Genomic DNA, 13,309 nt, shown 5'->3' with positions numbered 1-13,309 from the left:
GCCCGATCCGCGCAACTGCATCTACCTCGTTGATGAAATCCGGTCCGAGGGAAAATGCTCATGCAAAAGACCACCGCACCAGAGTTCTGCTGTGCGGCTAAACGAGCAGGCGCCGATTTTAGCGCTCCTTACTCAGCAGTAAGAAGTCGTTCAAGTACTCAAGAAGCAAGAGGCTTTATCGTGAAAATTCGGCTCGGTACCAGGCGAAGTGATTTGGCCCGCTGGCAAGCCAATCACGTCGCCGATCTTATTCGTAGCGTCGAGCCGGCCGCCGAGGTAGAAATAGTCTTCGTTAGTTCCGTTGGCGATAAAGATCGGCGGTCGGGGTTTCAGCAGATTGGCGGCATCGGAGCATTCACGAAGGAGAGCGAAGACACGCTTCTGCGCAACGAAGTTGACCTGGTCGTTCATTCCCTCAAGGATCTTCCGACAAAATTGCAGCCCGGCCTGGTATTGGCGGCCGTTCCCAAAAGAGAGGATCCTCGTGACGCGATTTGTGGCGCTACACTAGATCAGCTACGACCGGGGCTGCGCGTCGCCACTGGATCAATTCGTCGCAAAGCTCAACTTCTCGCTCTATGCAGTGGTCTGGATATTCGACCTATCCGAGGGAACGTTTCTCCAAGGTTGCGTAAGGCAAAAACCCGAGAGGGAATAGACGCGACTCTATTGGCAACGGCGGGGTTGTCCCGGTTAGGATTGCTACATGAGGCCTCACAGATTTTAGACCCCCATGTTTTCCCGTATGCAGTCGGCCAAGGTGCTCTCGCGGCCGAAGCTCGCGAAGAGGATACGGCACTCATTGTGCTGCTTCAAAAGATTGAAGACCGGCAATCGCGCACCGAAGTGGATGCAGAGCGCGCATTGATGAGAAGTCTCGATGCGGGCTGCAGCCTACCGGTCGGGGTCTCTGCCACATGGCTCGCTGGGACCTTAACACTTCGCGGACAGGTGACTCATCCGGATGGCCAAACGAAGATTGCCGACGAAAGCGTGGGTCTGGCCGATCAAGCCGACGCAATAGGCAGGAGCCTCGGGCATAAACTTCTTCAGCAAGGTGCAGAGGAGTTGTTGAAGGCTGCGCTCCGTACCGTGGAAGGGCAAAGGCCAACCTGAATTCGCTACCCGCCATGACGACTTTATGTTCTTGGGAAGCCAGCATAGCTGGCAAACCGCCAGAACGGCGCATCCGACTTCAGCGAAACCAGTTGTAAAGCCCGAGACCTGCCCCAACCGGCCGAAACGCAAAGGCTGTCGGACGCGTTTGCTGCCCAGCGCGAGCACCCGCGTCGGGCGCATCAAGCAGCATCTCGGCTTAAGCGCACAGCAAACCCCTCGCCGCGCCAAGCTGGACGGGTCAAGGCCGCACAGCGCCCCCAGGGCTTGACCTTGATTCGGTCGGGTTGGTGTGACCTGGAAGCGCAATCCTTGACCAGCCGGCCGGAGCCACCCGCGGAGGCCGGCAAGAACTGCGCCCCGGATTGCGCGTCAGTGATAGCGATGCCGCAGGCAGAAGGCACCCTTCATACTGCAGGCGTTCGGCCTCAGTGAGCAGCTTGGGATCGATTGCTGTCGCGCCAATTGCGCTGCGCAACGACGAATGGTGTGGACTAAGACCAGTGACGTTCGATCGTCGATCAAAACAGCAAGGTCATCTTTTTCCGCACCCGACGTTTCATCGACGACATCTGCATCGGGAACTGCTGCTTCATGCGGAGCAAAGCCCGAGGAAGGGCCGTTCAACGAAGAACATGTTTTACCGGAATGGCCACTCCGGCCTGCTTGGAAACCATACTGGCTCCTATGTGCCTCATCGGCCATGACAACGATGTTCCGCCTATTAGACAGCACCGGGTAGGCAATCTCGCCGGCGGCGGGGAGAATTTCTGAATGGTAGTGAAGATCACGCCGCCGGACGCGCGGATGCCGTGGCTTGATCGTTGATCGGCAAAGTGAATTGCATGGTGATGCCTGGCCCGGCGTTCGGGGTGGCCCATATGCGTCCCCCGTGAGCTTCGACAATCGAACGGCAGATCGATAGCCCCATGCCCATGCCGCCGGGCTTGGTGGTGTAGAATGAGTCGAACAGGTGTTCAAAACTCTCCGGTTTCAGTCCCGGGCCAGAATCCTGCACGGCGACGAGCACTCTGCCCGATGCATCTTTCCGAGTGCCGATCAGCAACTCGCGCGACCCTTCGTTGACACCGCTCATCGCTTGGACGGCGTTGGTGATCAAGTTAAGGATCACTTGCTGCAGTTGAACTCGATCTCCTTGAATGAGCGGCAAGCCCTCCGCGAGTTGCGTCTGCACCGAGACATTGTTTTTCATCACTTCGCCACGGGTCAGGGCAATGATCTCAACGACCGCTTCGTTGACGTCCAAGGCATCCTTCCGCGGGGACTCCTTCTTGACGAGGGCACGGATGCGACCGATGATCTCGGTCGCACGCTGTCCGTTTTCGACGGTACGACCAAGCGCCTCCCGGGCCTTGTCCAGATTTGGCGGGTCGGCACCCAGCCAGCGCGAGGCCGCCCCGGCATTGTTCATTCCCGCCCCGAGCGGCTGCATGACTTCATGCGTAATCGAGGCCGCCAGCTCTCCCATGGCGGTGACCCGTTGGATGTGGGCAAGATCCGCCTGCGTCTGACGCAAGGCCTCGTCGGCGCGCTTGCGCTTGTACGCGGAGGCGAACAGGGCGGCCAGATCGGCGAGCACGAAACCGGCGATCGCCACCGCCAGGGGGGTCCGATCGAGGGTCGCGACCTGATGGGCCTCCGGCGTGGCCTGAGCGGTACAGATTGCCGCCCGCATCCCGGTGTAGTGCATGCCGGAAATGGCGAAGCCCAGGACGATGGCGGCGGCGAGTTTCTGCCCAGGGTCCCTGGTTCCGAACGCCAGCCACAGCGCCGCCGTCGCCGCGCCGATCGCGACGATCACGGAAAGCGCGAACCACAGGGGGTCGTAGCTCAATTCGACGGGCCCCCGCATGGCCGCCATGCCGGTGTAGTGCATGGCGAGGATGGCGAACCCCATGAAGACGCCGCTGAGGACGAGCCGGGGGCGCCATGCGCCCGGGCGACTGATGACGTAGAAGCTGCCGCTCGTGAAAATGATCGCCAGCACGAGGGAAAGGACAGTCAAGCTGACATCGTAGGTCACCGGCGCCGGTAGCTCGAACGCGATCATGGCGACGAAGTGCATCGACCATATGCCGGCTCCCATGGTGAGCGCGGCCCCCGCCAGCCAGAGGCGGTGCGTGGGTCCTTGGGTCAGCGTAGGTCCTTGGGCCAGCGCCAAGCGTCCGCCGAGATCCAGGGCCGTGTAAGACGCGAAGCCAGCGACCAGGATGGACAGGGCAACGAGATACGGATCGTATGTTGCGGTAAGGACCATCGGGATCGTCCCCATTTCGGAGCAGCCCCGATGCGAGCTTATACGGTGCGCCGCGCAAGGGCAATTGTCAGTACGATGCGGCAAGGACTCGGTTGCCTTAAGGGCGACGATAGTTCGGCAGCGAGGCTGTCTTAAGCCACGGCGCGCCATCTGCACGGTCGGCGGCGGCAGCGGTTGGATGGGCCACCACCGCCCGCAAGAACCCCGCGCAGGTGCTCTGCTATACTTCGAGCATGATCTGGCGAACGGCAGTATCGAAGACCGGCGTGGGGATCGTCATTTGGTTCGACTCCAAGCGTGGCTACGGCTTCATTAAACAGACGACGGTGGCTCTGATGTGTTCGCGCGCCCCTTTGTTAGAGCAGCAGCTTTCGACACGGGAGAGCGTGTTGAATACACGCTTGTGACATCAGGCGAACCGGCTAGGACTGGGGCTTTTATCCGAACCAAGCGATAAATCGTGAATCTAAGCTCGCGTGATCAGGGACATGGAAAACCAGGCAAACGGATCGGCAAACCTCCGAACGTTTCCCGCTCAGATGCCCGATCGAATGTCGGTTGAGGGCCCAAAAGGCGACGTCACGCGTCCGGGGCAGCGCGGAGCGAGTGGCGGGTCGAGGAATTTGGCTTCCTGTCACCACCAGACTTGAGTGTGCAAGAACAGCTTGATCGTTACCACGTAACGCGATGGTGATGTCTTTCACTCTCTTCGGTCCGGCATCCGGTCGGCGACGTGGCGCATGACAAATCCACTTAGGAGTGGCGTCATGGTCAAGGACGGCAGCAACACGATTGGTCCAAGGGCGGCATCGGGAGTCTCTGCAGACGCGGCTGGTGGCATTCCTCGCTACGGCATCACGCGGCGCGGCGCCAATAACGATCGTCTATCGACTCTATGGCGAGAGGTGATTTCCCTCGCCTAGCGTTGCAAGGTCAACTGCGCGTGCTTTACCCACAACAAAGCGGTGGCGGATGCGATGTCCGTTACGTGCAATGGACAGAAGTTCTCTTCATTCGATGACAAAACGCGAAAACCTCGTCAGGCGCACCGGTGAAAAAGACGCTTTTGCGCTCTGAAACTTTGGCCAAACGGTTTGCCGAATTTCTTGCCGTGATGTTTGCTGGAGGAATTGGCCTTGCTGCCGATACCACGGGAATATCGTTGATTCTATTTCCAGAAATTGCGGCGTTAGCGTTCGATGTATTTTCCCGTCCTAGAGGAAAATGGGCAACTCAACCTCTCAGGCTAATCATTACCCCGACCATAACCGCGGCGATTGGTGTGATCGTCACTCGTCATTGGGACTATGGCCCAATCGCTATAACAGCTATTACTCTTCTTAGCCTTGTTACCCTCAAATTGCTGCGGTCGAATATTGGGGCAGCGATCTCTGCAGGCGTGCTCCCAATGGTTCTTGGGACGACAAGTTGGGTCTATCCCATCGCCATTTTCTCAGGACTTGTTGTGCTTGCCTCGACACTGACCCTTTGGAAGCAATTCGATCCTCATATTTACTTGCCTGAAGGAAAAGAGAGTCAAATTATTGACGCTGCCGAAACGCCACCCAAAGATAACTTTTGGATCGTCGCGTTGACTGGATTTGTATTGGTCTCTGGGGCGGCGGCACAAGCAACTGATTTACGATTTCTCTTGTTTCCTCCCCTTGTTGTCGTGGCCTACGAATTGTTTGGCCATCCGGAACTTCCGGGCTGGATGTCGCGGCCGGTGCTGTTTCCTCTCGTATGCTTCCTGACAGCCTCGGTTGGCATGTTTGCCAACTCTACACTTCACCCAGGTTTTTTTGGAGTTTCGTTCACGATGGTTTGTTCGATCGCGATTTTGAGGGCGTTTAAAGTCCATATGCCACCTGCGTTGGCAGTCGGCTTGATACCGTTTGTGATTGTCCATCCCACCTTCTGGTATCCGATATCGGTGTCTCTAGGCGCTTCCGCTTTGATCGCGTCCGCGAGCGTATACACGTCCATCAAACGCAGGCAGCGGGTGAGGTAAAGCCGCAAACCACGAGCGCGAAGGCCAAGGGCGACGAAGAGGACCGAAAGCAAACCGTTGAGCAGCGGGCAGCTACCAGTCTGGCTGGCGCTGAGCCCCCGGTGAGGCTCACGACGCTCGACTTGCCTAAAAACTGCTGCCTCGTTTGAAATCCGGGCCAACGTTGCTTGCCCACCGTGGCTATGACGCCGATTGGATCAGAGAGCTTGCAATGAAGAAGGGTGCGTTGGCAAACACCCCGCCGAAGAGCAATCGGAGCGATCCGATTTGCTTTAGCCTGTATCTCTACCGCGCTCGCAACCAGGTCGAGCGGTTCTTCAACCGGATCAAACAATGCCGTCGGTGGCGACGCGCTACGACAAGCTGGCAGCGAACTACCTTGCTTTCGTACTGATGGTCTCCATCGACATCAGCGAGGTTGCTCTTTCGTAACGGCTCTCCGCTCTTGCTTTGAAGACTCGGTGTCTCTCTTGAGCGACAACTCTTAACTGCCGAGGGGCGCACCAATCGCCAGCGGTGTTTGCTAATCCGAGCGCTTCTCTCCGACGCTGCCATGCGCGGACAACCTACTTCTCTGCACGCTCGCGATATCGTAGCGGCAGACCAAGGCGCTCCCACACATCCACCAGTGCTTGAGCGAGTGCATCGATCAGCTCGTCATCGTGATAGGGTGTCGGCGTGATACGCAACCGCTCGGTGCCGCACGGGACAGTCGGATAGTTGATCGGCTGGATATAGATGCTGTGCTCGGCGAGCAGGAGTTCGCTCGCTTTCCTGCACTTCTCCGGATCCCCCACCATCACCGGCACAATGTGCGTGTCGGTTGCCATCAGCGGCAGGCCGGCAGCATTCAGTACGGCCTTTACCCGCGATGCGCGGTCCTGATGGCGGTCGCGCTCCCCCTGCGAGGCCTTGAGGTGTCTAATCGCTGCTGTGGCAGCCGCGCAGACTGCCGGCGGCAATGCCGTCGTGAAAATGAATCCCGGAGCGTAAGAGCGCACCGCATCGATGACGTCTGCACTCGCCGCGATGTAACCGCCGATGCAGCCGAACGCCTTTGCCAGCGTGCCCTCGATCACGTCGATGCGGTCCAAGGCCCCTTCCCGCGCCGCGATGCCCGCGCCCGCCGGTCCGTACATGCCGGCCGAATGGACCTCGTCGATATAGGTCATGGCGCCGTAGCGCTCCGCCAAGTCGCAGATGCGGTTCACAGGCGCAATGTCGCCGTCCATCGAGTATAGCGCCTCGAACACGATTAACTTCGGCCGGTCTTGCGCCTCCGCCGCCAGCAATTCCTCGAGGTGGCCAACGTCGTTGTGACGCCAGATCTTCTTTTCCACGCCGGCGCGCCGCACGCCCTCAATCATCGAATTGTGGTTCAAGGCGTCCGAGAGAATCACGCAGTTTGGAAGCAGCCCGGCGATGGTCGCGATGCCGGTCTCGTTGGAGACGTACCCCGAGGTGAAAACCAGCGCCGCTTCCTTGCCGTGCAAGTCGGCGAGCTCGCGCTCCAATTCGACCAGCGGATGGTTGGTGCCGGAAATGTTGCGAGTGCCGCCCGCCCCAGCCCCCATGCGAATGGCAGTTCCGACCATGGCGCCGATCACCCTCGGGTGTTGCCCCATGCCGAGATAATCGTTCGAGCACCAGATCACGACCGGGCGCGGACCGTCTGGCGAATGCAATGTCGCGTGCGGGAAATGCCCGGCCATGCGCTCGAGATCGGCAAATACCCGGTAGCGTCGTTCGGCGAGCAGGCGAGCAAGCGCCGCAGAAAAGAAATGATCATAGACCATAGAGAAAAATCTCCGTCCGGTTATGCTCAACGATTGCGACTTCACCGATCCAACTAGCCCATCCGACTCAACGCCGTCGCCTACAACACCTGCGATGAGGCGGGCGGCCTCGGGACGAAAAACACCGATCGCAAAGATACGTGACGGTCCGCATGTTGGAGGGCCCTCACCTGGGTCGGCCGAGAACTCCTGAAGAATTCTAACCTGCACCGCTGCCCAGCCGTCTCCTGTACACTGCCAACCCGGCTTCTGCCGATCAGGGTGCGCTCTTTCAGCTCAAGATAGTCTCGAGGCTCCAGCCGCGCCTGATTTCTAGGTGGAACATGTGCGCCTTAGCCCAAAAGGATCGCCAGGAGCACGGCGATCTTCAATGCGATTTTCCAAGCACGAGAGTGAAGGGGACAACGAAGAGCTCATCGCCTTGGTCGTCGCTGACATGCAAGACCCAGTCACGCCAATCCTCGGGACTGCGCCCACGGATAAGGGATTGCACGACACGTGTCGCATGATCGCGGGCCTCAGCAAGATCGTCCACCACGGCGCCGCGGCGATCGACGAAAACCTTCTTCGTGTTCGAGCAGTGGAAATATATCTGGGTCACGTTCAACCTCCTCAAATGCGACGGTTCGCCACGATATCTCAGCGTTGCTGGTGTCCTCGCCGTCAGCTACTGCCACTGTCGTACTGGTAAGTAGGATCATCGTTAGACCTCCTCCTTCGTCTGGCACAAACACTGGCTGGCTATGATGCCTGCATGTGCGCCCTGCGGCGCCACTTCGAAAAGCTCCTGACGCGAAGCAGTCCAGAGTACGACAGTCCCGACGGCGGCCGAGAGAATCGACGCGGCGAACACGGCAATCTTGGCGGCCGAGAGGTCGGTGGCGGCCAGAAAGGCCCGCCCGGCGATGAAGAGCGACATCGTGAAGCCGATGCCAGCGAGGGCTCCCGCCCCGGCCAACTGCCGCCACGTGTACGCTGCCGGCTTGACGGCCATGCCTGTGCGCACGGCTGCTGCGGCCGCGAGGAAGACGCCGACCGGCTTTCCTATGGCGAGGCCGGCGACGATTGCGGCCATGAGCCACCCATGCCCAACGAACGCGCCGGGGTTGATCGTCACGCCCGCATTAGCCAGTGCAAAAATCGGAAGGACAACGTAGCTCGACCTCGCCCCGGCGTGCCGTAGCAGCCGGTCGGCGGGCGATTCAATTCTGTCGTAAATCGCGTCAAGCGCGTGCAGTGCCGGCGTGGAGGGGCCGTGCCTGAGCACCTCGCCCTCGTGCCGGGCCTCGGAGGCTATTATAGTGCTAACCTGCGTCATCAAGGCTGCCAAGTCGGCGGGCGGCCGCGTCGGAATGAACAGCGCAAGGATCACGCCGGCCAGCGTAGCATGTAGGCCGCTCGCGTAGACGAATGCCCACAACGTGACGCCCAACAGGATGTACGGGGACAGCAGGTAAACCCTCCATCGGCTTAGTAGCGCCAGCGCAACCACCACCGCCGCGGCCGCGGCAAGGTAGGCCGGATGGATCTCGCGCGAGTAGAACACAGCGACGACCGCGATCGCACCGATATCGTCGACGATGGCCGCCGCGGTGAGATAGATGCGCAGCTCCACGGGGACGCGCGGCCCCATCACGGCGATCAAGGCGATCGCGAACGCCGTGTCGGTCGCCATCGGGACGCCCCAACCAAGCGACCACGGCCCCGCAGGGATGACCAGCGCATACAGAACTGCCGGCACGATCATGCCGCCGAGCGCGGACGCAATCGGAAGCGCGGCGGAGCGGCGGCTTGCGAGGTGGGCGACTGTCATCTCGCGCTTCACTTCCAATCCCACGACCAGGAAGAACACCGTCAGCAGGCCGTCGTTGACCCAATGGAGGATGGACATCCGGAAGGCCGCCTCGCCGAAGCTCACGCCGAGCTCCTGGCGCCAGAACGCGTCGAACGCCGGTCCGATCGGAGAGTTCGTCACGACGATCGCCACCACGGTCGCCAGGACCAGCAAAATGCCGGCGGATGGGCCCCAGCTCGCGAAGTCGAGGGCTACCGTGCGGACGCGGTGGCCGAGTGTGCCAAGCATCGCGTCGACGAGAGAACTCTCGTCCCAGGGTCCGTCGTAGCGCCGGCGGTTGATATAGAAGGTCGGCGTGAACCTTACGCCACTTGCGCGGGAGCTTGTGACATCCGCCTCGACCCTCGCTCTCGCGCGGCGCGCGGCGTCGCTGTCGCCGAGGTTGAAGTCGGCGTTCACGCCGAGGTTTTTGGCCACCGCCACGAGGTCATCCTCTGTGAGCTCCATCGACCTCGTCATCAGATTGATGTGCGCGGACCAGAACGCTTCGGGCGTCTGGGCAAGCTCAGCGAGTTCGGCGGCTCGAAACGCAAGAGGGTTGTCCTTGAGCGGATTGTGCCGGAAGGCGTAGCAGACGCGGTCGCCGAGCTGGTCGCGGGCTTGTGCGATGCGCTCGTTGGCAGCCCTGCAATGCGGACACGCGTAGCTGCCGTACTCGACGAGCGTGATCTCGGCATCGGCGGGGCCGAGCACGTGGTCCGTCTCGTGGTCGACCGGACGGTCGAGGCGGCCGGATGGGATCATGAGCTCCATCGCTGAACCGGTCTCCAGGTGTTTGCGCCGGCTACGCCGTCGGCGCAGCCGCCGTAGGTCGGACGACGTGGAATAGCTCCCCGTCGTCGTCGATGATCTCGACGAATCCCCGGACCGCGGCAGAGGAAGGTTCGACGTTCCGCGCGGCGACGATGATCACGGCGCCGTCCGGCATAGCATCATCCAAGTTTCGGCAGAGGTTCAGTAAAGCGAAGTACAGTTCTACCGGGTCGGCATTGAAGGCCCATAAGTCAGGGGCGATCTCGGCGCGAACCGTGATGTCCGGACGCAACGCGCGGTCAAGCGTGCCCGCTATCGCTGCGAGGCAAATGCTTGCGACAAACCCGTCGATCGGCGTGGCGCGCGGTCGCGCAGCGTCGAGGAGCTGCCGCCGAAGCAACGCGCCTCGCGTGTCGGACCGCGGGCTGGTGTGGCACAAAATCCCCGAGACCTCGCCGTCGGCCCCGGCGAGCGGGATCTCCAGGCACTTGGACGCGATGAGGCCGCTACCGTCATCGCGCACGCCACTCACCCTTGCCCTGAACGCACGCTGCACTCCAAGCGCGACGCCGGCGCCGTCCACGAGCACGACGACATCTTCGGGCAGCGGGCGTTCGACAGAGCCGAAGAATGAAACACCGATTGTGTCTTTGATCTGCATGTCGGACCTCCTGGCCTGTGATCATTCAACGGGACACTGGCTTCTGCCCGTACACGAGGGCAGGCGACGATGGCTCGAAGATTGAGTGCATGACGGTCAAAAGGAAAATCACCTCTCGCCATGGAGTCGATAGCCGACCGTTATCAGAACATCTGAGAGACGCTCGGCGGGCTGCGGCAGGAGTGCGGCCCTTCCCGTTGCGCCGCCTCGCCGAAGCGAACTCCCGGCTACCGCGAACAGATGTTCACGTGCCTCTCCTTCAAGCAGACGCGGATCAGTTGATTCCACAGCAATAACGCTGATGCCACGAGCGCGGTCGTGAGGCTGACGCGCCGGCGTACACGTCGCCGCAATCAGAATTACGAGTATAGGCATGCCGCAGAAGACTGCAGGACAGCTTGCCCCTGAACTCGCGGTCTCCTGCCGGGTTGAAAGGAACGCCTCTCACTCTGAAGGAGCTTGGCGTACGGCACAGGCTTCACTCTTTCTACAAGCATTGGTGCGGTGACTGCCGCTCTCATGGATTTCCAACTTTCCAGGTTTTGCTTCAAAATCCCCGCACCACGAATGTCGTACGCGCAACCTCGATCGGTCCAATGGGGCAACGGGAGCCTCTACAGGTACAACTGTTGGCGTTCCTCGCCGCGACGTCACGCGGGCGGCGCCAATAATGATCGTTTATCGACTCTATGGCCGGCGGTGATTTCCCTCTTCGGCGTTGCAAGGTCATTCTCGCTGGGTGGTTTAAAACGAACAGGAGCTACCATGAACATTCAAGTCCGCAGCCTCGCGATTGCGCTCGCAGTCGCTATTCCTATCGCGGCGACCGCCACGGCCGAATCGTCTGCTGCGCCGATCAATGGCGCGTCGATCAAGGCAGCGGTACCAGCCGTGGCGACGCACGTGCGCTATCAGGTGCGGCGAGGTCATCCCTACCCTTCGTACTATCCCACCTATAATTCGTACTGGAGCTATCCCGCCTATAGTTCGTATTGGGGCGATCCGACCTATAATTATGGAGCCTACGGCTACGGACATTACAGCTCAGCTTGCGCGCCCGGACCGCGTGTCGGCGCCTTTGCGACAGCGCCCTGGACCGACGCACCGACGTGTCCGCCGTATCGGTAAACTCCTCTGCGCTCCCGAAGGCTGACGCGTGCATCTAAGGAAGTCGGCGCCGGCCTCCGGTGATCCGCGATCAGATCACCACCTTCGACGACATCCAATGGATTGACGATGATATTGGAGCTGTCCGACCTATTACTATCCCGGCTTCTCTTTTGGCCGGTGGTGACTACGCCCGGTGGTGACGCCAAAGCCTGGCAGCGTACGGCTCCCTCAAGCCGCCGCTATCCAACATTTATCCGAGAGATTTTAGCATTCCTCGGTCATGCGCACGTCACTTTGGGAGGATTTTCGTCGGATTTCGGCAGGAACCGTCACCCGGTTGATGTCCGCCTTTAGCAAGGAGAACTATCATGACAAAGCGTTCCCTTCTGATCGCAACGGCGAGCTGCTTCATTGTCTTTGCACCGGCAGCATACGGGCACTCGGCCTTCGACGGCTCCTGGGACCTCGCCTTCGTGACGCAAAAAGGAGCCTGCGATTCCAGTTTCACCTTTACTGTCGATGTGACCAACGGAATTGTCACGCATCCCAATCTCGTGAGATTTCGAGGCAACGTCACAAAATCCGGCGCGGTTCGCGCCTCGGTGACGGTCCAAGACAAATATGCCACGGGTGCGGGCAAATTGTTCGCAACGTCCGGTCGGGGGACCTGGAGCGGTCACTCAGGAACGGCGCGATGCTTAGGCTACTGGACAGCGCGACGCAATTGAAGGACGCAACAGCAGCACGCGACCGGGTGCGACTTTAGCTCGAACTCTGACGGCGCAAGCCATCTTACCGAGAGGAGCGTTTCCTCGGCGCCTGGAGACCATAATGAAATGACAGTTCCCAGATTACTGGTCGGCGTTGCAGCCCTGCTCGGCTTGCTCTCAACCGGCTCCGACAGGACTACGCGGTTGGAGAAGCCTCGGCCCATGAGCGCGCCTATCAGGTCGGGTGTATCCGCACCCCTTGATACTAATCGGCTAGCTCTGGTGATTGCCAATTCAACCTACCCCGATGCCGGTTCTCCTCTTTCCCAAATGACACGCGATGCGGAGGGTTTGACAAATGCTTTTCGCAAAGGCGGCTTTCTGGTCGACACCGTCGACAATGCGACGCGCCCCGACATGATCCGCGCAATCGATCATTTCAGGGCAAGAGTACGTTTTAACTCAATTGTGTTAGTCTATTTCGGAGGTTACGGCGTCCAATCTGACGGGCAAAATTATTTAATCCCAGTCGATGCGAAGATCTGGGGTGAAGAAGACGTCCGTCGACAAGGCGTAAGCATCGACCGTCTCCTTTCGCAACTCAAGACTTCCGGAGCACGCGTCAGGCTTGTAGTCATTGAGGCCTCACGCCGCAATCCTTACGAGCGACGCTTCAGGACTTACTCACACGGACTTGCACCCATTCACACGAGCGAGAACGCGCTCATCCTGAGCTCAGCGGCGCCTGACCAGGTCGTCGAAGACGCGAATGAACTACATAGTCAGCTGATGACCGCCCTTCTTGCGCAGATGGATCCCTCGAAGGGGATCGAGGAGGTCTTCAACAACACCCGAAACGCAGTGATGACTGCTACCCGGGGCCAACAGATTCCAGCTGTATCATCTACGCTAACCGAGAGCGTTAATCTTTGGCCGGAACGGAGGGGCGCTCCCGTGTCCTCCGTCGGCTCTGCAGCCAGCGGTCGCCCCGAGTGATCAAACAGATTTCTGCTGACCTG

General features: G+C 60.0%; 10 protein-coding genes and 1 pseudogene. 6 read left to right on the top strand and 5 right to left on the bottom strand.

From position 1 onward, the window contains the following. Window positions 1–60 precede the first annotated feature (60 nt). Window positions 61–1,116 (top strand): hydroxymethylbilane synthase, encoded by a 1,056-nt coding sequence (gene hemC / locus SO140_RS25445; protein ID WP_498543345.1) that lies wholly within the window; start codon window positions 61–63, stop codon window positions 1,114–1,116. Between the two features lie 787 nt (window positions 1,117–1,903). Here hemC and SO140_RS25440 read toward each other — a convergent pair. Beyond that, on the bottom strand, window positions 1,904–3,394 hold the full coding sequence (locus tag SO140_RS25440; protein WP_498543344.1) for an MHYT domain-containing protein: 1,491 nt from the start codon (window positions 3,392–3,394) through the stop codon (window positions 1,904–1,906). 1,051 nt (window positions 3,395–4,445) lie between these two features. On the opposite strand from SO140_RS25440, the gene SO140_RS25435 reads away from it, so the two are divergent. Further along, window positions 4,446–5,405: a hypothetical protein gene (locus tag SO140_RS25435; RefSeq protein WP_498543343.1), complete on the top strand. Its 960-nt coding sequence runs from the start codon at window positions 4,446–4,448 to the stop codon at window positions 5,403–5,405. Between the two features lie 57 nt (window positions 5,406–5,462). Continuing rightward, window positions 5,463–5,837, top strand: a pseudogene (locus tag SO140_RS25430) (transposase); the annotation flags it as partial. A 134-nt stretch (window positions 5,838–5,971) separates the two neighbouring features. Here SO140_RS25430 and hemA read toward each other — a convergent pair. The 4 genes from hemA to SO140_RS25410 form a co-directional block, all read right to left on the bottom strand. After that, window positions 5,972–7,201, bottom strand: a complete 1,230-nt coding sequence (gene hemA / locus SO140_RS25425; RefSeq protein WP_498543342.1) for a 5-aminolevulinate synthase — start codon at window positions 7,199–7,201, stop codon at window positions 5,972–5,974. A 367-nt stretch (window positions 7,202–7,568) separates the two neighbouring features. Beyond that, complete coding sequence (locus SO140_RS25420; protein ID WP_498543341.1) at window positions 7,569–7,802, bottom strand: DUF6894 family protein; 234 nt, start codon at window positions 7,800–7,802, stop codon at window positions 7,569–7,571. A 102-nt stretch (window positions 7,803–7,904) separates the two neighbouring features. Beyond that, window positions 7,905–9,749: a Na+/H+ antiporter NhaA gene (gene nhaA, locus SO140_RS25415; RefSeq protein ID WP_498543340.1), complete on the bottom strand. Its 1,845-nt coding sequence runs from the start codon at window positions 9,747–9,749 to the stop codon at window positions 7,905–7,907. A gap of 91 nt (window positions 9,750–9,840) precedes the next feature. Then, window positions 9,841–10,470, bottom strand: a complete 630-nt coding sequence (locus SO140_RS25410; RefSeq protein WP_498543339.1) for a hypothetical protein — start codon at window positions 10,468–10,470, stop codon at window positions 9,841–9,843. Window positions 10,471–11,235: 765 nt separating this feature from the next. On the opposite strand from SO140_RS25410, the gene SO140_RS25405 reads away from it, so the two are divergent. The 3 genes from SO140_RS25405 (at window position 11,236) to SO140_RS25395 (ending at window position 13,286) form a co-directional block, all read left to right on the top strand. Then, window positions 11,236–11,598: a hypothetical protein gene (locus SO140_RS25405; RefSeq protein ID WP_498543338.1), complete on the top strand. Its 363-nt coding sequence runs from the start codon at window positions 11,236–11,238 to the stop codon at window positions 11,596–11,598. 350 nt (window positions 11,599–11,948) lie between these two features. Next, window positions 11,949–12,308 (top strand): hypothetical protein, encoded by a 360-nt coding sequence (locus SO140_RS25400; protein WP_498543337.1) that lies wholly within the window; start codon window positions 11,949–11,951, stop codon window positions 12,306–12,308. A gap of 204 nt (window positions 12,309–12,512) precedes the next feature. Then, window positions 12,513–13,286, top strand: coding sequence for a caspase family protein (locus SO140_RS25395; protein WP_498543336.1), 774 nt, complete (start codon window positions 12,513–12,515; stop codon window positions 13,284–13,286). Window positions 13,287–13,309: the final 23 nt, after the last annotated feature.

This window comes from Bradyrhizobium sp. UFLA05-108 (assembly GCF_059803455.1).
Note: the sequence above shows the minus strand (reverse complement) of the source record. Positions and strands in the feature narration are given on the sequence as shown.